Origin of the sequence: Streptomyces sp. ICBB 8177, from assembly GCF_003144095.1 — a bacterium.
Lineage (GTDB): Bacteria > Actinomycetota > Actinomycetes > Streptomycetales > Streptomycetaceae > Streptantibioticus_D.
Genome location: NZ_NSKH01000018.1, coordinates 1,540,021 through 1,559,707, shown reverse-complemented (window position 1 = coordinate 1,559,707; position 19,687 = coordinate 1,540,021). Strand labels below are relative to the sequence as shown.

17 protein-coding genes are annotated in these 19,687 nt (G+C 72.0%); 4 read left to right on the top strand and 13 right to left on the bottom strand.

The genetic code is table 11. The features are described 5' to 3' along the window. Positions 1-2: 2 nt before the first annotated feature. The 3 genes from zwf to pgl are packed head-to-tail and all read left to right on the top strand — an operon-like array spanning position 3 to position 3,372. On the top strand, positions 3-1,529 hold the full coding sequence (gene zwf, locus CK485_RS15470; RefSeq protein WP_109450937.1) for a glucose-6-phosphate dehydrogenase: 1,527 nt from the start codon (positions 3-5) through the stop codon (positions 1,527-1,529). Next, complete coding sequence (gene opcA / locus CK485_RS15465) at positions 1,526-2,593, top strand: glucose-6-phosphate dehydrogenase assembly protein OpcA (RefSeq protein WP_109450936.1); 1,068 nt, start codon at positions 1,526-1,528, stop codon at positions 2,591-2,593. The genes zwf and opcA overlap by 4 nt, the downstream gene beginning before the upstream one ends. After that, on the top strand, positions 2,590-3,372 hold the full coding sequence (pgl, locus tag CK485_RS15460; RefSeq protein ID WP_109450934.1) for a 6-phosphogluconolactonase: 783 nt from the start codon (positions 2,590-2,592) through the stop codon (positions 3,370-3,372). Before opcA ends, pgl begins: the two co-directional genes overlap by 4 nt. Before the next feature lie 68 nt (positions 3,373-3,440). Here pgl and CK485_RS15455 read toward each other — a convergent pair whose 3' ends face one another. The 11 genes from CK485_RS15455 to CK485_RS15405 form a co-directional block, all read right to left on the bottom strand. Further along, positions 3,441-3,776 (bottom strand): RNA polymerase-binding protein RbpA, encoded by a 336-nt coding sequence (locus CK485_RS15455; protein WP_109450932.1) that lies wholly within the window; start codon positions 3,774-3,776, stop codon positions 3,441-3,443. 190 nt (positions 3,777-3,966) lie between these two features. Then, positions 3,967-4,203 carry a preprotein translocase subunit SecG gene (secG, locus tag CK485_RS15450; RefSeq protein ID WP_109450930.1) on the bottom strand — a complete coding sequence of 79 codons (237 nt, stop codon included), beginning with the start codon at positions 4,201-4,203 and terminating at the stop codon, positions 3,967-3,969. A 95-nt stretch (positions 4,204-4,298) separates the two neighbouring features. Further along, positions 4,299-5,087, bottom strand: a complete 789-nt coding sequence (tpiA, locus tag CK485_RS15445; protein WP_109450928.1) for a triose-phosphate isomerase — start codon at positions 5,085-5,087, stop codon at positions 4,299-4,301. A gap of 7 nt (positions 5,088-5,094) precedes the next feature. Then, positions 5,095-6,297 (bottom strand): phosphoglycerate kinase, encoded by a 1,203-nt coding sequence (locus CK485_RS15440; protein WP_109450926.1) that lies wholly within the window; start codon positions 6,295-6,297, stop codon positions 5,095-5,097. 98 nt (positions 6,298-6,395) lie between these two features. After that, the gene (gene gap, locus CK485_RS15435) at positions 6,396-7,400 is read right to left on the bottom strand and encodes a type I glyceraldehyde-3-phosphate dehydrogenase (RefSeq protein ID WP_109450924.1); all 1,005 of its coding nucleotides are present in this window, start codon (positions 7,398-7,400) and stop codon (positions 6,396-6,398) included. A 330-nt stretch (positions 7,401-7,730) separates the two neighbouring features. Continuing rightward, entirely contained in the window at positions 7,731-8,708 is a 978-nt protein-coding gene (whiA, locus tag CK485_RS15430; RefSeq protein WP_109450922.1) for a DNA-binding protein WhiA, read from the bottom strand. After that, positions 8,699-9,712 (bottom strand): uridine diphosphate-N-acetylglucosamine-binding protein YvcK, encoded by a 1,014-nt coding sequence (gene yvcK, locus CK485_RS15425; RefSeq protein WP_275124626.1) that lies wholly within the window; start codon positions 9,710-9,712, stop codon positions 8,699-8,701. Before yvcK ends, whiA begins: the two co-directional genes overlap by 10 nt. Next, positions 9,709-10,650 carry an RNase adapter RapZ gene (gene rapZ, locus CK485_RS15420; RefSeq protein ID WP_109450920.1) on the bottom strand — a complete coding sequence of 314 codons (942 nt, stop codon included), beginning with the start codon at positions 10,648-10,650 and terminating at the stop codon, positions 9,709-9,711. The genes yvcK and rapZ overlap by 4 nt, the downstream gene beginning before the upstream one ends. Beyond that, a complete protein-coding gene (gene uvrC, locus CK485_RS15415; RefSeq protein WP_109450918.1) occupies positions 10,647-12,869 on the bottom strand; it encodes an excinuclease ABC subunit UvrC in 2,223 nt (740 codons plus the stop codon). Before uvrC ends, rapZ begins: the two co-directional genes overlap by 4 nt. A gap of 70 nt (positions 12,870-12,939) precedes the next feature. Beyond that, positions 12,940-13,860 (bottom strand): hypothetical protein, encoded by a 921-nt coding sequence (locus CK485_RS15410; RefSeq protein WP_109453061.1) that lies wholly within the window; start codon positions 13,858-13,860, stop codon positions 12,940-12,942. Between the two features lie 5 nt (positions 13,861-13,865). After that, positions 13,866-14,534, bottom strand: a complete 669-nt coding sequence (locus CK485_RS15405) for a papain-like cysteine protease family protein (RefSeq protein ID WP_109450916.1) — start codon at positions 14,532-14,534, stop codon at positions 13,866-13,868. A gap of 269 nt (positions 14,535-14,803) precedes the next feature. Between CK485_RS15405 and CK485_RS15400 the strand changes: the two genes are divergently transcribed. Next, a complete protein-coding gene (locus CK485_RS15400) occupies positions 14,804-15,763 on the top strand; it encodes a hypothetical protein (protein WP_109450914.1) in 960 nt (319 codons plus the stop codon). A 169-nt stretch (positions 15,764-15,932) separates the two neighbouring features. On the opposite strand, the gene CK485_RS15395 is transcribed toward CK485_RS15400, so the two are convergent. Next, entirely contained in the window at positions 15,933-16,340 is a 408-nt protein-coding gene (locus CK485_RS15395) for a Rieske (2Fe-2S) protein (RefSeq protein ID WP_109450912.1), read from the bottom strand. Between the two features lie 152 nt (positions 16,341-16,492). Further along, positions 16,493-19,531 carry an excinuclease ABC subunit UvrA gene (gene uvrA / locus CK485_RS15390; protein WP_109450910.1) on the bottom strand — a complete coding sequence of 1,013 codons (3,039 nt, stop codon included), beginning with the start codon at positions 19,529-19,531 and terminating at the stop codon, positions 16,493-16,495. Positions 19,532-19,687: the final 156 nt, after the last annotated feature.

The window sequence follows — 19,687 nt, the reverse complement described above, 5'->3', positions numbered from 1 at the left end:
CAGTGACCACCAGCAGCAACCCGCTGCGTGACCCCAGGGACCGGCGGCTCCCGCGTATCGCGGGGCCGTCCGGCCTGGTCATCTTCGGCGTCACGGGTGACCTGTCGCGCAAGAAGCTGATGCCCGCCGTCTACGACCTCGCCAACCGCGGGCTGCTGCCGCCGGGCTTCTCGCTCGTCGGCTTCGCCCGGCGCGACTGGGAGGACGAGGACTTCGCCCAGGTCGTGCACGACGCCGTCAAGGAGCACTCGCGGACCCCGTTCCGCGAGGAGGTGTGGACCCAGCTCGCCGAGGGCTTCCGGTTCGTGCCCGGTGAGTTCGACGACGACCAGGCGTTCGAGACGCTGCGCACCACCATCGACGACCTGGACAAGGCCCGCGGCACCGGCGGCAACTTCGCGTTCTACCTGTCGGTCCCGCCGAAGTTCTTCCCCAAGGTGGTCGAGCAGCTCAAGAAGCACGGGCTGTCCGAGGGCCGCGGCGAGTCCTGGCGGCGCGCCGTCATCGAGAAGCCGTTCGGCCACAACCTGGCCAGCGCCCAGGAGCTCAACAAGGTCGTGCACAGCGTGTTCGACCCCAACGAGGTCTTCCGCATCGACCACTACCTGGGCAAGGAGACGGTCCAGAACATCCTGGCGCTGCGCTTCGCCAACACGATGTTCGAGCCGATCTGGAACCGCTCCTACGTCGACCACGTGCAGATCACCATGGCCGAGGACATCGGCATCGGCGGCCGCGCGGGCTACTACGACGGGATCGGCGCGGCGCGCGACGTCATCCAGAACCACCTGCTCCAGCTGCTGGCGCTGACCGCGATGGAGGAGCCGGGCTCCTTCCACCCCAAGGCGCTGGTGGCCGAGAAGCTGAAGGTGCTGGGCGCCGTCGAACTGCCCGAGGACCTGGGCAGGCACACCGTGCGCGGCCAGTACGCGCACGCCTGGCAGGGCGGCGAGGAGGTGCTCGGGTACCTGGAGGAGGAGGGCATCGACCCCAAGTCCAAGACCGACACCTACGCCGCCATCAAGCTCACCATCAACAACCGCCGCTGGGCGGGCGTGCCGTTCTACCTGCGCACCGGCAAGCGGCTCGGCCGCCGGGTCACCGAGATCGCGGTGGTCTTCAAGCGCGCCCCGTACCTGCCGTTCGAGTCCGGCGCCACCGAGGAGCTGGGGCAGAACGCGCTGGTCATCCGGGTGCAGCCGGACGAGGGCGTGACCGTGCGGTTCGGCTCCAAGGTGCCGGGCACCTCGATGGAGGTCCGCGACGTCACGATGGACTTCGCCTACGGCGAGTCCTTCACCGAGTCCAGCCCCGAGGCGTACGAGCGGCTGCTGCTCGACGTGCTGCTGGGCGACGCCAACCTCTTCCCGCGGCACCAGGAGGTCGAGCTGTCCTGGACCATCCTCGACCCGATCGAGGAGTACTGGGACAAGCACGGCAAGCCCGCCCAGTACGCCGCCGGGACCTGGGGTCCCGCGGAGGCGGACGAGATGCTCGCACGAGACGGCAGGAGCTGGCGCCGGCCATGAAGATCGATCTCACGGACACCACATCGTCGAAGATCAACGCCGGCATCATCCAGGCCCGCCGCGCCAGCGGCACCCCGGCCGTCGGCATGGTCCTCACCCTGGTCATCGTCACCGACGAGGGCAACGCGTACGACGCCCTCAAGGCGGCCGGCGACGCCTCCCGGGAGCACCCGTCCCGCATCCTCGCGGTGATCAAGCGCCCGGGCCGCTCGCCGCGGGACCGCGCCACCTCGCGTCTGGACGCCGAGATCCGGGTCGGTTCCGACGCTGGCACCGGTGAGACCGTGATGCTGCGGCTCCACGGCGAACTGGCCAACCACGCCGAGTCGGTCGTCCTGCCGCTGCTGCTGCCGGACGCCCCGGTGGTCGTCTGGTGGCCGGAGGACGCCCCCGAGAACCCGGCGGAGCACCCGCTGGGCAAGCTGGCGCAGCGCCGGATCACCGACGCGGCGGCGGCCGAGGACCCGGTGGCGGCGCTGCGGGTGCGGGCGGACACCTACTCCCCCGGCGACACCGACCTGGCCTGGACCCGGATCACCCCGTGGCGCAGCATGCTGGCCGCGGCGCTGGACCAGAAGCACTCGGCCGTCACCGCGGCGATCGTGGAGGGCGAGCCGTACAACCCGAGCACCGAGCTGCTCGGGATGTGGCTGGCCGACCGCCTGGAGGTGCCGGTCGAGCGCAGGGTGTCGGACGGGCCGGGGCTGACCGCGGTGCGGCTTTCGACCGCGGACGGCGAGATCTGCCTGGACCGGGCCGACGGGGCGCTGGCGGAGCTGGCGATGCCCGGCCAGCCCGACCGGCACGTCGCCCTCAAGCGGCGGGACACCTCCGAGCTGATCGCGGAGGAGCTGCGGCGGCTGGACCCGGACGACATCTACCGCGAGACGGTCAGGGTCGGCGTCAAGCGGCTCACCGGCCACGAGCACCCGGCGGGTGACGGAGCGGAGGTCGCCGCGGGCCAGGCACCCGAGGTGGCCGCCGACGCCGCGCCGCCGACGCGCAAGGCCACCGCGCGCAAGACCGCCGCGTCGGGCGACTCCCGTACGGGGAAGTCCAAGTGACGGCCCCTCAGGTCGTGGTGCACCGCGACAAGGAACTGATGTCGAAGGCCGCGGCCGCCCGGCTGATCACCCGGGTCGTCGACGCCCAGGCCGCCCGGGGTTCCGCGTCGGTGGTGCTCACCGGCGGGCGCAACGGCAACGCGCTGCTCGCGGCGCTCGCCGAGGCGCCCGCCCGGGACGCGGTGGACTGGGGCCGCCTCGACCTGTGGTGGGGGGACGAGCGCTACCTGCCCGAGGGCGACCCGGAGCGCAACGTCACGCAGGCCCGCCAGGCGCTGCTGGACGCCGTGCCGGTCGATCCGGCGCGGGTGCACCCGATGCCCGCCTCCGACGGCGGTCACGGCTCGGACGTGGACGCGGCGGCCGAGGCCTACGCCGCTGAACTGGCGAAGGCGGCAGGCCCCGAGGACCACGCGGGCGTGCCGTCGTTCGACGTGCTGCTGCTGGGCGTGGGCCCGGACGCGCACGTGGCCTCGCTCTTCCCCGAGCACCCCGGGGTACGGGAGACCGAGCGCACCGTCATCGGTGTGCACGGCTCGCCCAAGCCGCCGCCCACCCGGATCTCACTGACCCTGCCGGCGATTCGCGCGGCGCGTGAGGTGTGGCTGCTGGCCGCGGGCGAGGACAAGGCGAACGCGGCGGCCATGGCGCTGTCCGGGGCGGGCGAGATCCAGGCCCCGGCCGCGGGAGCGTACGGCCGCAGCCGCACGCTGTGGCTGCTGGATCGCACCGCGGCGGAGCGACTGCCACGCGGGCTGTACCCGCCGGCCTCGGCCTGATCCGGCACCTAGGCCCCGCGACAAGCGAGAGGGTGTGGGAGGCGATCGCCTCCCACACCCTCTCCTCGTCAGATCTCCCCGCGCAGTTTCGCCAGCGCCTCGGCGAGGATCGCCTCGCCGTCCGCGTCGCTGCGGCGCTCCCGCACGTACGCCAGGTGCGTCTTGTAGGGCTCGGTGCGCGGCGGGTCCGGCGGGTTGTTCTCGTCCTGGCCGGCCGGGAAACCGCAGCGGGGGCAGTCCCAGGTGTCCGGGATCTGCGCGTCACTGGCGAAACTCGGCTGCGTCTCGTGCCCGTTCGAGCACCAGAAGGAGATGCGAAGACGCGGCGCGGACTCGCCGCGCTCCGCCTCCCCCATCGGCCCCGCTCCGACCCGACTGCCACGGATCGCGTTGCCACTTGCCACGGTCGTAACTCCCTGCGTGATGGTGCTGCGAGGTCGTCCAGTTTACGGAGACCTTACGTCTCGTCCAGCGGGAGGCCAACCCGGCCCGGCACCTCGAGGACGCCGTCCCATGATAAGCCGCGGGGGCGACGGGCCGTCAGTTACGCCCGAACCAGGCGCGGTACGGCCGGAAACCGGAAGGGTACGCGGGCTACTTCTGGAACTTCAGCACCAGGCCGAGGGCGACGACGCACGCGAACCAGAGCAGACCCACGATGACCGTGATGCGGTCGAGGTTGCGCTCGGCCACCGAGGAGCCACCGACGGAGGACTGCATGCCGCCACCGAACATGTCCGAGAGGCCACCGCCCTTCCCCTTGTGCATCAGCACGAGCAGCATCAGCAGCAGGCTGAACACGATGAGGGCGATGGAGAACCCGATGACCACGGCTGGACCAACTCTCTGGGGGACCTACGACGACGCGGGGACCGACCGCGACACAGCGCGCCCGGTCCCCGACAGGGTACTTCGGAACGGGTCCGTCAGCCTACTGCCTGATCACCGAAGCGGACGATCTTGACGAACTCGTCGGCGTCCAGCGAGGCACCGCCGACCAGCGCGCCGTCGACGTCCGGCTGCGCCATGATCGCGGCGATGTTGCCGGACTTGACCGACCCGCCGTACTGGATGCGGACCTGGTCGGCCAGCTCCTGGTCGTACAGCTCGGCCAGCCGGCCGCGGATCGCTCCGCAGACCTCCTGGGCGTCCTCGGGCGTGGCGACCTCGCCGGTGCCGATCGCCCACACCGGCTCGTAGGCGATGACGATCGTGCGCGCCTGGTCGGCCGGGACGTCCTTCAGGGCGCCTTCGACCTGGGCGAGGGTGTGGGCGACCTGGTTGCCCGCCCTGCGCACGTCCAGGCCCTCGCCGACGCACAGGATCGGGGTCAGGTCGTGCCGGAACGCGGCCTTGACCTTGGCGTTGACGATCGCCTCGTCCTCGCCGTGGTACTGGCGTCGCTCGCTGTGACCGATCGCCACGTAGGAGCACTTGAGCTTGGCGAGCATCGGGCCGGAGATCTCACCGGTGTACGCGCCGGAGTCGTGCGCCGAGACGTCCTGGGCGCCGTACTTGATCTTCAGCTTGTCGCCGTCGACCAGGGTCTGCACCGAGCGCAGGTCCGTGAAGGGCGGCAGGACGGCGACCTCCACGGCCGCGTAGTCCTTGTCGGTCAGCGCGAAGGCGAGCTTCTGGACGTGGGCGATGGCCTCGAGGTGGTTGAGGTTCATCTTCCAGTTGCCCGCCATCAGCGGGGTGCGGGTGGTGCTCATGTACGGATCAGTCCTCCAGTGCGGCGAGGCCGGGCAGCGTCTTGCCCTCGAGGTATTCGAGGCTGGCGCCGCCACCGGTCGAGATGTGGCCGAAGGCGTTCTCGTCGAAGCCCAGGATGCGCACGGCCGCGGCCGAGTCGCCGCCGCCGACGACAGTGAAGGCGGGGCTGTCCAGCAGCGCCTGGGCGACCGCGCGGGTACCGTCCGCGTAGTCGGGGTGCTCGAAGACGCCCATCGGGCCGTTCCAGAACACGGTGGCCGCGTCTGCCAGCTTGGCGGCGAACAGCTCGCGGGTCCGCGGACCGATGTCCAGGCCCTCCAGGTCGGCCGGGATGGCGTCGGCGGGCACCACGACCGGGTGGGCCGGGGCCTTGGTCTTCAGGTCGGGGAATTCCGGCGCGGCCAGCACGTCGACCGGCAGCACGAACTCCACGCCCTGCTTCTCGGCGCGGGCCAGGTACTCCTTGACCGCCGGGATCTGGTCCTCCTGCAGCAGGCTCTTGCCCACTTCGTGGCCCTGGGCGGCCAGGAAGGTGTACGCCATGCCGCCGCCGATCAGCAGGCGGTCGGCCTTGCCCAGCAGGTGGTCGATGACGCCCAGCTTGTCGGAGACCTTGGCGCCGCCGAGCACGACGGCGTACGGGCGCGCCACGTCCTCGGTGAGCTTCTTCAGGACGCCGACCTCGGTCGCGATCAGGCCGCCGGCGGCGTGCGGGAGCCGCGCGGGCAGGTCGTAGACGGAGGCGTGCTTGCGGTGCACCGCGCCGAAGCCGTCGCCCACGTAGGCGTCGGCGAACGCGGCCAGCGCGTCGGCGAAGGCGCCGCGTTCCGCGTCGTCCTTGGCGGTCTCGCCCGCGTTGAACCGCAGGTTCTCCAGCAGCGTGACCTCGCCGTCGGCCAGTGCGGCGACGGTGGCCTTCGCGCTGTCGCCCACGGTGTCGGTGGCGAACGCGACGTCCTTGCCCAGCAGTTCGCCGAGGCGCGCGGCGACCGGGCGGAGCGAGAACTGCGGGTCCGGCGCGCCCTTGGGGCGGCCGAGGTGGGAGGCGACGATCACCTTGGCGCCGCGTTCGGCGAGCTTGGCGATGGTCGGGACGGCGGCGCGGATGCGGCCGTCATCGGTGATCTCGTCCCCCGCGAGGGGGACGTTGAGGTCGGCGCGGACGAACACCCGCCGTCCGGCGACATCGAGATCGTCGATCGTCTTCATGTATGGCTCCTGGAATACCCGGAGTAGGGACGAGGCCCGTACGACGGCGGCGTCGTACGGGCCTCGTCCTCGTGCATCGCGGTGCTACCGGCTCCGTGTCAGAGCCGGCCGCCGATGAAGGTGGTCAGGTCCACCAGGCGGTTGGAGTAGCCCCACTCATTGTCGTACCAGCCGATGACCTTAACGCTCTTGCCCTGCGCCATCGTCAGGGAGGAGTCGAAGGTGCACGAAACGGGCTCGTTGACGATGTCCGAGGAGACGATCGGGTCCTCGGTGTACTCCAGGATGCCCTTCAACTGCCCCTCGGCGGCCTTCTGGAACGCGGCGTTGACCTCGTCCTTGGTGACCTCGCGCTCCAGCTCGACCACCAGGTCGGTGACGGAGCCGGTGGGGACCGGCACGCGCATGGCGATGCCGTCCAGCTTGCCCTTGAGGGCCGGGATGACCAGCGCGGTGGCCTTGGCGGCACCGGTGGTGGTCGGGATGATGTTCTGCGCGGCGGCGCGGGCGCGGCGCAGGTCCTTGTGCGGGAAGTCCAGGATGCGCTGGTCGTTGGTGTACGCGTGGACCGTCGTCATCAGGCCCTTGACGATGCCGAAGTTCTCCAGCAGCACCTTCGCCATCGGTGCCACGCAGTTGGTGGTGCAGGAGGCGTTGGAGATGATGTTGTCCTTGGCGGGGTCGTAGGCGTCGTTGTTGACACCCATGACGATCGTGATGTCCTCGTCCTTGGCGGGGGCCGAGATGATGACCTTCTTGGCACCGCCCGCCAGGTGCTTGGCGGCGTCGTCCCGCTTGGTGAAGATGCCGGTGGACTCGATGACGATGTCGACGCCCAGCTCGCCCCAGGGGAGGCTCGCCGGGTCGCGCTCGGCGAGGACCTTGATGGTCTTGCCGTTCACGGTGATGGAGTCGGAGGTGTGGCTGACCTCGGCGTTGAGGCGGCCCAGGATGGTGTCGTACTTCAGCAGGTGCGCGGTGGTCGCGGTGTCGCCCAGGTCGTTGACCGCCACGACGTCCAGGTCGGCGCCCTGCTCAAGGGCGGCACGGAAGAAGTTGCGACCGATGCGGCCAAAGCCGTTGATACCTACGCGGATCGTCACGAACCGATCTCCTCGTTGATGCGCCGGAATACAGTCCGGCTGCGCCGTTTGGTTGTCCCCGACCACCACCGACCCTACCTCGCCGAGGGGTCCGGAGTGACATCGGTGACAGTGCCGTGTTCGGCGCTGCGCGACGGCCGTCGTGGCTGGTATAGGACGCTTTGCTTATGAGCGGAGTGCGGCACAGGAGAGCACGGCGGTACGGCACCAAAAGGCGGGAGATGTCCGTCTGGCGTGAGCACGACGCCCCGGCACGCGCGGGGGCGCGGCCGGGGCGGGTGTGACGTACGGGACGCGTACCGCTGACGGCGGGTCGGCCCCGCCGGGCGGTCAACCGACCATTTCCTCCGTCAGGTTGGACTCCGTGCCGGGGATGCCCAGGTCCGCCGCGCGCTTGTCGGCCATCGCCAGCAGGCGGCGGATGCGGCCCGCGACCGCGTCCTTGGTGAGCGGCGGGTCGGCCAGCGACCCCAGCTCCTCCAGCGACGCCTGCTTGTGGTCCATGCGCAGCCGGCCCGCCGCGGCGAGGTGTTCGGGCACCTCGTCGCCGAGGATCTCCAGCGCGCGCTGCACCCGGGCCCCGGCGGCGACCGCGGCGCGGGCGGAGCGGCGCAGGTTGGCGTCGTCGAAGTTGGCCAGCCGGTTGGCGGTGGCCCGCACCTCGCGGCGCATCCGGCGCTCCTCCCAGGCGAGCACCGACTCGTGCGCCCCCAGCCGGGTCAGCAGCGCGCCGATCGCGTCGCCGTCGCGCACCACGACCCGGTCCACCCCGCGCACCTCTCGGGCCTTGGACGGGATGCCCAGCCTGCGTGCGGCGCCCACCAGGGCGAGCGCGGCCTCGGGGCCGGGGCAGGTGACCTCCAGCGAGGAGGAGCGGCCCGGCTCGGTCAGCGAGCCGTGGGCGAGGAAGGCGCCGCGCCAGGCGGCCTCGGCGTCGCAGGTGGCACCGGAGACGACCTGCGGGGGCAGGCCGCGGATCGGCCGGCCGCGGCCGTCGACCAGACCGGTCTGCCGGGCCAGCTGGTCACCGCCCGCGACCACCCGGACGACGTACCGGCTGCCTCTGCGCAGCCCTCCGGGGGCCATGACGACCAGGTCGGAGGGGTGACCGAAGATCTCCAGGATGTCCTTGCGCAGCCGGCGCGCGGCGATGCCGGTGTCCAGCTCCGCCTCGATCACGATGCGCCCGCTGACCAGGTGGAGTCCGCCCGCGAACCGCAGGATCGACGACACCTCCGCCTTGCGGCAGCAGGTCCGGGTGACGGGAAGCCGGGAGATCTCGTCCTTCACCGCTGCCGTCATCGCCATGGGCCGATCCTTCCATACATCCGAAAAACCCGGTCATACGCGGCGGCCAGCCGCTCGGGGTCGTGCCGGGGCCCGTCCGCAGCGGCGACCGGGGCCAGCTCCACCTTGCCCGCCAGCCGCTCGGCGGCCAGGCTCAGGCTCTGGCGGTCGGGCACGGCGGCCTCGTCGGCCAACACCACGTCGATGGTGAGTTTAGGGGCGTGTCGGGCCAAAACCTCCAAGTGACGCTGCGGAGAAAATCCCTCGGTCTCGCCCGGCTGGGGCGCGAGGTTGAGGGTGAGCACCCGGCGCGCCCGGGTCTGGGTCAGCGCCTCGGCCAGTTCCGGCACCAGCAGGTGCGGTATGACGGAGGAGAACCACGACCCCGGACCCAGCACCACCCAGTCGGCGTCCATGACCGCCTGGACGGCCTCCGGGACGGCCGGCGGATCGCTCGGCACCAGCTGCACCTGGAGCACCTCGCCGGGGGTGAGGGCCACGGTGGCCTGGCCCCGCACGGTGTCGGTGTCGTCGGGGCGGGCCGGGTCGTGGCCGCGGACGATCGCCTCCAGGTCGAGCGGCACCGCGGACATCGGCAGCACCCTGCCGTGCGCGCCGAGCAGCCTGCCGACCCACTCCAGGGCGGCGACCGGGTCGCCGAGCTGCTCCCAGAGTGCGACGATCAGCAGGTTGCCGACCGCGTGGCCGTGCATCTCACCCTTACTGGTGAACCGGTGCTGGATCACCCTTGACCAGGTGCGGCCCCACTCGTCGTCCCCGCACAGCGCGGCGAGCGCCTTGCGCAGGTCGCCGGGGGGCAGGACGCCCAGCTCGCTGCGGAGCCGGCCGCTGGAGCCGCCGTCGTCGGCGACGGTGACCACGGCCGTCAGGTCCTGGGTGATGCGGCGCAGGGCGGCGAGGGACGCGGACAGCCCGTGTCCCCCGCCGAGGGCGACCACCTTGGGGGTGACGCCGGAGCGGCGATTGGTGCGCAGCAACCGCCGGGCGGTGCGGGTTCTGATCACTCGCGCCCCATGTCGCGGTGGACCACCACGGTCTCGACCCCGTCGGAGGACAGCCGTCCCGCCAGCCGCTCGGACATCGCGACGCTGCGGTGCTTGCCGCCGGTGCAGCCGACCGCGATCGTCACGTAGCGCTTGCCCTCGCGGCGGTAGCCGGAGGCGACGATGCGCAGCAGCTCCGCGTAGCCGTCCAGGAACTCCTTGGCACCGGGCTGGTTGAAGACGTACGTGGCGACCTCGTCGTTGAGCCCGGTGTACGGGCGCAGCTCGGGCACCCAGTGCGGATTGGGCAGGAAGCGGCAGTCGACCACCAGGTCGGCGTCGACGGGCAGCCCGTACTTGAAGCCGAAGGACATCACGGTGGCCCGCAGCTCCGGCTCCTCCTCACCGGCGAACTGGGCGTCCATCTTGGCCCGCAGTTCGTGCACGTTGAGGCTGGAGGTGTCGATCACCAGGTCGGCGTCGCCGCGCAGCTCGCGCAGCAGGTCGCGTTCCGCGGCGATGCCGTCCACGATGCGGCCGTCGCCCTGGAGCGGATGCGGCCTGCGCACCGACTCGAAGCGGCGCACCAGCGCGTTGTCGGACGCCTCCAGGAAGAGCACCCGCCGCTTGACGTTCTTGGTGTCGAGGGCGGCGAGCGACTCGCGCAGGTTGTCGAAGAAGCGCCGACCGCGCACGTCCACGACGACCGCGATGCGCGCCACGTTGCCCTGGGAGCGGGCGCCGAGGTCCACCATCGTGGGGATCAGGGCGGGCGGCAGGTTGTCCACGACGAACCAGCCGAGGTCCTCAAGACACTTGGCCGCGGTGCTGCGGCCCGCTCCGGACATACCGGAGATGATCACCAGTTCGGGGATGGCCTCCGTGGCCTCTCCCGTTCCGCCCGTACTCACCTGTGCTCCGTCTGTGTCGTGCTTGCCGTGCGTGTCGATACCGGTCATTCCTCCGGCCCCCGTTCCTCCCCCGGATCGGCGGGGGAACCGCTGGGAGCGGCGCTCCGGTCGGCCGCCCCCTCCTCCTCAATGATCTCTCCGGTGGCGGTGTTCACGGCGGGAACGGAGGGTGAAGCCTGGGCGAGCGCGACGGCCAGTGATTCCGCCGTCCTGCGGCCTATGCCGGGCACCTCGCACAGCTGCTCGATGGTCGCCGCGCGCAGCCGCTTGACCGAGCCGAAGTGCTTGAGCAGCGCCTGCTTGCGGGTCTCGCCCAGACCCGGCACGGCGTCCAGCGCACCGGCGCGCAGCGACTTGCTGCGCTTGCCGCGCTGGTAGGCGATGGCGAAGCGGTGCGCCTCGTCACGGACGCGTTGCAGCAGGTACAGGCCCTCGCTGGTACGCGGAAGGATCACCGGGTCGTCGTCGTCCGGCAGCCAGACCTCCTCCAGCCGCTTGGCCAGGCCGCACACCGCGACGTCCTCGACACCCAGCTCGTCCAGCGCCCGCTTGGCCGCCGCGACCTGCGGCTTTCCGCCGTCGACGACCAGCAGCTGCGGCGGGTAGGCGAACTTGCGCGGCCGACCGGTGTCCGGGTCGATGGGCCCGCCACGGCCGAGATCGTCGTCGGCGGTGGCGACGGCGGCGACGGCGATGTCGGGCGTGTCGCCGTCGGCGGGCGAGGGGGAGGTCAGGTCACCGTCGGCGGGCGAGAGGGCGGCGGGGTCGCCGTCGGCGGGGCGGGGGGCGGCGGACGGGTCGCCGTCGGCGGGCCGGGGGGCGGCGGACGGGTCGCCGTCGCCCTGCTCCTCCCACTCGCCCGCGCGCTGCATCTCGCGCAGGTAGCGGCGGAAGCGCCGGGAGACGACCTCGTGCATGGACCGCACGTCGTCCTGGCCCGCGAAGGACTTGATCTGGAAGCGGCGGTACTCGCTCTTGCGGGCCAGGCCGTCCTCGAAGACGACCATGGAGGCCACCACGTCGTCGCCCTGGAGGTGGGAGATGTCGAAGCACTCGATGCGCAGCGGCGCGGTGTCCAGGTCCAGCGCCTCGGCGATCTCCTCCAGCGCGCGCGAGCGGGTGGTCAGGTCGGAGGCGCGCCGGGTCTTGTGCAGCGCCAGCGCCTGCTGCGCGTTGCGCTGGACGGTGGCCATCAGGTCCTTCTTGTCGCCGCGCTGCGGGATGCGCAGGCTGACCGCGGAACCCCGGCGCTCCGACAGCCACTGGGTGACCGGCTCGGCGGGCTCCGGCACCGCCGGGACCAGCACTTCCCTGGGCACCGCGTCACCGCGCTCGTCGCCGTACAGCTGCTGGAGCGCGTGCTCGACCAGGCCGGCGGTGTCGACCGCCTCGACCTTGTCGGTGACCCAGCCGCGCTGGCCGCGCACCCGGCCGCCGCGCACGTGGAAGATCTGGACGGCCGCCTCCAGCTCGTCCTCGGCCACGGCGATCAGGTCGGCGTCGGTGGCGTCGGTGAGCACCACCGCGTTCTTCTCCATGGCGCGCTTGAGCGCCTCGATGTCGTCGCGCAGCCGGGCGGCCCTCTCGTACTCCATCTCGCCCGCCGCCTCGCGCATCGCGGTCTCCAGGCGGCGCAGGTAGGTGCCGGTGCGGCCCGCCATGAAGTCGCAGAACTCCTCGGCGAGTTCGCGGTGCTCCTCGGGGGTGACCCGGCCCACGCAGGGCGCCGAGCACTTGCCGATGTACCCCAGCAGGCAGGGGCGGCCGATCTGGCTTGAGCGCTTGAAGACGCCCGCCGAGCAGGTGCGCACCGGGAAGACCCGCAGCAGCAGGTCGACGGTCTCGCGGATCGCCCAGGCGTGGGCGTACGGGCCGAAGTAGCGCACGCCCCTGCGCTTGGGGCCGCGCATCACCTGGACCCGGGGGAACTCCTCGTTGAGCGTGACGGCGAGCGACGGATAGCTCTTGTCGTCGCGGTACTTGACGTTGAAGCGCGGGTCGAACTCCTTGATCCAGGAGTACTCCAGCTGGAGCGCCTCGACCTCGGTGGCCACCACCGTCCACTCGACGGAGGCGGCGGTGGTCACCATGGTGCGGGTGCGCGGGTGCAGGTTCGCCAGGTCCTGGAAGTACGAAGACAGCCGCTGGCGCAGGCTCTTGGCCTTGCCGACGTAGATGACGCGGCGGTGTTCGTCGCGGAACTTGTAGACCCCCGGCGAGTCGGGGATCTGCCCCGGCTTCGGGCGGTAGCTGGAGGGGTCGGCCATGTCACCACCCTACTGGCGGCGGCCGACAGTCCCGGGCCCGCACGGGTGTTGCGGGCCCGGGTCCGCCGGGTCAGCCCCGGTCGCTCCTGCGGCGCAGCGCCCTTCCGCCCAGGGCCGCGGCCAGGGCCAGGGCCGCACCGCCGCCCGCGAGGGCCGCGGTACCGGTGGCGCCGGCTCCGGCCGCGCCGTGGGCGGCCGCCGAGGCGGTCACCGTGCGGGAGGCCGCGCCGTGGACCGCCTGGGCGGCTGCCGCCGGACGGGTGGCCGCGCGGGCCGCCGCGTCGGGTGCCGTGTTGCCGAAGCCGCCCGCGTAGCCCTGCTTGGCGTAGGCCGAGCCGGGCAGCATGTGCCCGTAGGCGGCGCGCACGTGCCGCTGGTAGGCGGCGACGCTCGTGCCGTGGGCGCCGACCACCGCCGTGGCCTCGGTGTCGAGCGGCAGGACGCGGTCGCCGCGCAGCACGTACCAGGCGTTGACCTGCGGCTCCCGGAAGACCGTGCCGTCGCCGTGCGCCTTGGCGGCGTACGCGGTCTCGTCGTCGCCGCTGGCGATGTTGACGACCTGCCAGCCCTTGGCGGTCTTCGCCGTCCACACCGAGGCGGTCTGGCCGGTGGCGGAGACCGCGTCGGTGGCCACGTACGACGGCTCGGCGACGGCGGCGCCGGGCGTGCCCGCGACGAAGGCCGGGTCGAGCGTGTAGACGGTGACGCTGGCGCCGGACAGGCGGGGTGCGGCGTCCGTGCCCGCGGCGGTCCGGACGCGCGCGCTGCCGTGGTCGGGGTCGGCGGCGAAGAACCTGCCCAGGACGGCCAGGGTCGCCTGGCTGCCCGCCACCGCGCGCCCGGCGGACACCTGCGAGGCGGTCAGGGCCCGGGGGGCGGCCGGCACGGGGGCGGCGGAGGCGGTGCCCGCGCCCGCCAGGCCGAGGGCCGCGGTGGCGAGCGCGGCGGCGCCCAGGACGCGCAGGGCGCTGGTGCGAGTCGTGGCGTTCATGGCGGTCACGCTCCGATCCCGTAGAGCGTGTGGGTCCAGGAGAAGTCCGAGTTGTCGGTGTAGTAGTCGTACGTCGCCCAGTTGTAGCGGTTGTCGTCCGGCCACGGGTCGCCCCAGTAGACGTAGCCGTCGGAGGTGTCGTAGCCGTAGATCACCTCCATGTGACCGCCGCCCGAGCTCCACTGGATGCGGGTCTGCACCGGCCGCTTGGCGTTGATCTCGCGCTGGACGCCGGACCAGCTCAGGGTGCCCTGGATGTAGTCGCCCGGGTCGAGGCCCATCCACTGGTAGGCGGTCTGGTCGTCGGCCAGGGTGGCCTGGTCGTTGGGGCAGCTGGAGTTCTGGCTGTAGCCGAAAGCGGCGTCGCAGAACTGGTTCTGGCTGTAGCTGTAGCCGAACCAGGAGGCGATGGTGTCGCCGCTGGCGGCCCAGCACCAGTTGGTCTGCTGCTGGGACTGCATGTCGATGTTCAGCCGCGCCGCGGGGCTCGCGGCGGTCGTCTTCGCGGCGGGGGCCGTCCTCGTCGCGGCGGCGGGGGCTGCCGCCGACGCGGTGGTGGCCGAGACCGCGGTCGCCGACAGGCCGGCGGCGATCACGAGGCAGGCCGAGGCGAGTCCACGGCGGCCGAAGCCGCGGGACCCGCGGGCTCTGCGGGGTCGTTCGATGGGGGACATGGCGTGCGTTCCTCCCTGGTGAGGGCCTGGTGGGGCAGGGGAAGGAGCGCGTCCGGACGCTCGTGGACGAGCATCCGGCAGTGACAGGGCATGGTCAACGGGGGTTGTCATGAGCCTGGCGCGTCTGTGAACGGCCCAAATACCGTTGTGAACGGCACGGCGTCCGCCGCAGGTAACCTCGCCCCCCACCGGACCGCGGCACGGAGACCGATGTGAACGTTCACGCCGCGGTGGCCGCGACCCGCGCCCGTGCCGGAAGGAGACCGACGATGAGCACGATCGGCGACGCCCGGGGCACGCAGGGCGCCGACCGCGCCGCCTCCGCCGAGGCCCACCTCGCCGACGCGCTGCGCACCGGCCCGTTCCCGCTCGCGCTGCGGGCCGCGCTGGCCGCCCGGGGGCTGGCCCTGCACCGGGTCAGGCACCGGCTGGAGCTGCGCGGGATCCACGTCGGCGTGACCAGCCTCAGCTACTGGCAGCGCGGCGTCCGCCGGCCCGACCGGCCCGAGTCACTGCGAGCGGTCACCGCGCTGGAGGAGGTCCTGGACCTGCCGCCGCACTCGCTGACCCGGCTGCTGGGCCCGCGCACCCCCGACGCCCGGCCGCAGGCCCGCCCGTACCGCGCGGTCCTGGAGGCCGCCGCCGTCGTCGAGTCACTGCTGGCCGAACTGGAGGCACCGCCCGACGGCGGCCTGCACACCGTCATGCAGTACGAGTACGTGCGCATCGGCGCCCACCGGGAGCTGAGCCACCGCCGCTCCCAGCACGTGGTCCGCGCCCACCGCGACGGCGTGGACCGCTACCTGGCCATCCACCTCGGCGACCCCGGCGGCGATGTCGAACGGGTACGGGTGCGCGCCACCGACAACTGCCGGGTGGGCCGCGTGCGCCGCCACCCGGACTCCTGCGTGGTCGTCACCGAGTTGCTCTTCGACGGGCGGCTGCGCAGCGGCGACACCGCGCTGCTGGGCTACGAGGTGGACGACGGCAGCGGCGGGCCCAGCGTCGAGTACGTGCGCGGGTTCACCTTCGGCGGCGGCGGTTACGCGCTCCAGGTCGGCTTCGACGCGGAGGCGCTCCCGGTACGCTGCCGCCGCTTCACCCGCTCCTCCCCCGACGGCCCCCGCCGCGACGTCGCCGAACTGACGCTCAACGGCCACCGCACGGTCCACCTGGTGCAGCCCGAGGTGCGACCGGGGGTGCTGGGAATCACCTGGGAGTGGGACTAGGTGTGTGGTTCGGGCGGGCGGTCGCGGCGGGCGAGGCCCGGGCGGACGTGGTCCAGGAGGGCGGCGTGGGTGGTCCGGGCGGGTGTGGTCCGGGGGCGCGGCCTGAGCGGGCGCTCGCGCCCCCGCGACCCGGTCAGCCGTTCGCGGCGCGCGCGACCCGGTCAGCCGCTCAGGAGTCCGCGATCAGCTTGCCGTTCTGGACCTTGACGCCGACCGCGGGCAGCGGGGTGGGTGCCGGGCCCTGCTCCACCGCGCCGGTGAGGGCGTTGAACTGGCTGCCGTGGCAGGGGCAGGTGACGACGTTGTTCTGGATCGAGGCGACGACGCAGCCCTGGTGTGTGCAGACCGCGCTGAAGCCCTTGTACGCGCCCTTGGTCGGCTGCGCCACGACCACCTTCTGGTCGCGGTACAGCTTCGCGCCGCCGACCGGCACCTCGTCGGCCGCGCCGAGGTCGACCGGGCCGGTCGGCTGCTTGGGCTTGGCGGCGCAACCCGCCACGCTCAGGCCGACGCCGGCGACCCCGACGACGGCGGCGCCTTGGAGCACGGTGCGGCGGGCGGTGGGCTGGTCGGTCATGGCGCTGTTCTCCGCTCGGGACGAGGTACGGCGTGGCGGCGTCATGCCGTACCGGCAGGCGCCGAACGCGACGGTGAACCGCCGCCTCCGTACCTTACGACCCGAATATTCCGAAGCCCCGCCGGCCCCCGGCCCACTCCGGCGCGCCGCGCTCACCCCTTCCCGCTCGCCCGCTTCCGCGTCGCCGCGGCCTTCTTCGCAGGTGCCTTGGCGGACTTCTTGGCGGCGGACTTCGCCGCGGGCGTGCCGGCGGTCGCGGCCGACTTGGCCGCCGTCTTGCGGGCGGGGGGCTTGGCGGCGGACGTGCGGGCGACGGCCCTCTTCTGCGCCGGGATCGCCGCGTCGCTCACCCGGTCGCCGAGGATCTCGCGCAGGAACTTGCCGGTGTGGCTGGCCGGGACCGCCGCGACCTCCTCCGGGGTGCCCTCCGCGACCACCAGGCCGCCGCCGCTGCCGCCTTCGGGGCCCATGTCGACGACCCAGTCGGCGGTCTTGATGACGTCGAGGTTGTGCTCGATGACGACGACCGAGTTCCCCTTCTCGACCAGCCCCGACAGCACGGAGATCAGCTTGCTGATGTCCTCGAAGTGCAGACCCGTGGTCGGCTCGTCCAGCACGTAGACGGTCCGGCCGGTGGAGCGCTTCTGCAGTTCGCTGGCGAGCTTGACGCGCTGCGCCTCGCCACCGGAGAGGGTCGGCGCGCTCTGCCCGAGCCGCACATAGCCCAGGCCCACGTCGTTGAGGGTGCGCAGGTGGCGGGCGATGGCCGGGACCGCCTCGAAGAACTCCAGCGCCTCCTCGATCGGCATGTCCAGCACCTCGGCGATGGACTTGCCCTTGTAGTGGACCTCCAGCGTCTCCCGGTTGTAGCGGGCGCCGTGGCAGACCTCGCAGGGCACGTAGACGTCCGGCAGGAAGTTCATCTCGATCTTGATCGTGCCGTCGCCGGAGCAGTTCTCACAGCGGCCGCCCTTGACGTTGAACGAGAAGCGTCCCGGCAGGTAGCCGCGGACCTTGGCCTCCATGGTCTCCGCGAAGAGCCTGCGCACGTGGTCGAAGACGCCGGTGTAGGTGGCCGGGTTGGACCGCGGCGTGCGGCCGATCGGCGACTGGTCGACATGCACCACCTTGTCGACCAGGTCGTCGCCGTCCACCCGGGTGTGGCGGCCGGGGACCGCGCGGGCGCCGTTCAGCTCGCGGGCCAGGTGGGTGTAGAGGATGTCGTTGACCAGCGTGGACTTGCCCGAGCCCGAGACTCCGGTGACCGCGGTGAAGACGCCGAGCGGGAAGGAGACGGAGATGTCCCGCAGGTTGTGCTCGCGGGCGCCGTGCACCGTCAGGCGGCGCTTGGGGTCGACCGGGCGGCGCGCGTCCGGGATCGGGATGGCCCGCCTGCCGGACAGGTACTGCCCGGTCAGCGACTCCTTGTTGGTCAGCAGCTTGCCCAGGGCGCCGGAGTGCACCACCTTGCCGCCGTGCTCGCCTGCGCCCGGGCCGATGTCGACGACCCAGTCGGCGGTGCGGATGGTGTCCTCGTCGTGCTCCACCACGATCAGCGTGTTGCCCAGGTCGCGCAGCCGCACCAGGGTCTCGATCAGGCGGTGGTTGTCGCGCTGGTGCAGGCCGATGGACGGCTCGTCCAGCACGTAGAGCACGCCGACCAGCCCTGAGCCGATCTGGGTGGCCAGGCGGATGCGCTGCGCCTCGCCGCCGGACAGGGTGCCCGCGGCGCGGTTGAGCGAGAGGTAGTCCAGGCCGACGTCGACCAGGAAGCGCAGCCGCTCGTTGACCTCCTTCAGCACCCGCTCGGCGATGGTCTTCTCGCGGGCGGTGAGGGTGAGGGTGCGCAGGAATTCGGCGCAGTCGCTGATCGACATGGCCGAGACCTCGGCGATCGACCTCCCGGCCACGGTGACCGCCAGCACGATGGGCTTCAGCCGGGTGCCCTCGCAGGTGGGGCAGGGCACCTCCCGCATGTACCCCTCGAAGCGCTCGCGGCTGGAGTCGGTCTCCGCCTCGGAGTGCCGCCGCTTGACGAACGGGATCGCGCCCTCGAACGCCGTGGTGTACGACCGCTGCCGTCCGTAGCGGTTGCGGTAGCTGACCTGGATCTGCGTCTTGTGCCCGTTCAGCAACGCCTTCCTGGCGCGCTGCGGCAGTCCGGCCCAGGGGATGTCGGTGCGGAAGCCCAGCTCGTCGGCGAGCGCGCCGACGAGGCGGCCGAAGTAGTCGCTGGTGTGGCCGTGCGACCAGGGGGCGATGGCGCCCTCGTCGAGCGACTTCTCCTCGTCGGGGACGATCAGCTCCGGGTCGACCTCCATGCGGGTGCCGATGCCGGTGCAGTCCGGGCAGGCGCCGAACGGCGAGTTGAACGAGAAGGAGCGCGGCTCCAGCTCCTCGAAGGACAGGTCGTCGTACGGGCAGTACAGGTGCTCGGAGAACATCCGCTCTCGCTGCGGGTCGTCCTCCGGCAGGTCGACGAAGTCCAGGATGACCATGCCGCCGGACAGGCCGAGCGCGGTCTCGACCGAGTCGGTCAGCCGCCGCTTGGCGCTGTCCTTGACGGTCAGGCGGTCCACGACCACCTCGATGGTGTGCTTCTCCTGCTTCTTCAGCTTCGGCGGGTCGGTGAGCTGGACGGTCGCGCCGTCCACCCGGGCCCGGCTGTAGCCCTTGGTCTGCAGGTCGGAGAAGAGGTCGACGTACTCGCCCTTGCGCTCGCGCACCAGCGGGGAGAGCACCTGGAAGCGGCTGCCCTCCTCCAGCTCCAGCACGCGGTCCACGATGGCCTGCGGCGACTGGCGGGTGATGGGCCGGCCGCACTCCGGGCAGTGCGGCTTGCCGATGCGGGCGAACAGCAGCCGCAGGTAGTCGTAGACCTCGGTGATGGTGCCGACGGTGGAGCGCGGGTTGCGCGAGGTGGACTTCTGGTCGATGGAGACCGCGGGCGACAGTCCCTCGATGAAGTCCACGTCCGGCTTGTCCATCTGGCCGAGGAACTGGCGGGCGTACGAGGAGAGGGACTCGACGTAGCGGCGCTGCCCCTCGGCGAAGATGGTGTCGAACGCGAGGGACGACTTGCCGGACCCCGACAGTCCGGTGAAGACGATGAGCGAGTCGCGGGGGAGGTCCAGCGAGACGTTCTTGAGGTTGTGCTCGCGAGCGCCGCGGACGGTGAGTCGATCGGCCACGCCGGTCCCGTACCTTTCGTGGAAACGAAGGGGTAAGCACCCCCCGTTCAGCGTAGCTGGGGCGCGTTCCGCTCTTCTTGCCGAATGCCTTGGTCTGTCTTGCGGAGTCTTTGGTGCTGTCTCTCTACGAGCGTATAGCACGCGTATTCGATTCCC

Bases quoted from the DNA above. Each gene is read 5' to 3' on its own strand.
- opcA (WP_109450936.1), top strand. From the start codon at position 1,526: ATGAAGATCGATCTCACGGACACCACATCGTCGAAGATCAACGCCGGC.
- tpiA (WP_109450928.1), bottom strand. From the start codon at position 5,087: ATGAGCACCACCCGCACCCCGCTGATGGCGGGCAACTGGAAGATGAAC.
- CK485_RS15440 (WP_109450926.1), bottom strand. From the start codon at position 6,297: ATGAAGACGATCGACGATCTCGATGTCGCCGGACGGCGGGTGTTCGTC.
- whiA (WP_109450922.1), bottom strand. From the start codon at position 8,708: ATGGCGATGACGGCAGCGGTGAAGGACGAGATCTCCCGGCTTCCCGTC.
- rapZ (WP_109450920.1), bottom strand. From the start codon at position 10,650: ATGACCGGTATCGACACGCACGGCAAGCACGACACAGACGGAGCACAG.
- uvrC (WP_109450918.1), bottom strand. From the start codon at position 12,869: ATGGCCGACCCCTCCAGCTACCGCCCGAAGCCGGGGCAGATCCCCGAC.
- CK485_RS15410 (WP_109453061.1), bottom strand. From the start codon at position 13,860: ATGAACGCCACGACTCGCACCAGCGCCCTGCGCGTCCTGGGCGCCGCC.
- CK485_RS15405 (WP_109450916.1), bottom strand. From the start codon at position 14,534: ATGTCCCCCATCGAACGACCCCGCAGAGCCCGCGGGTCCCGCGGCTTC.
- CK485_RS15400 (WP_109450914.1), top strand. From the start codon at position 14,804: ATGAGCACGATCGGCGACGCCCGGGGCACGCAGGGCGCCGACCGCGCC.
- CK485_RS15395 (WP_109450912.1), bottom strand. From the start codon at position 16,340: ATGACCGACCAGCCCACCGCCCGCCGCACCGTGCTCCAAGGCGCCGCC.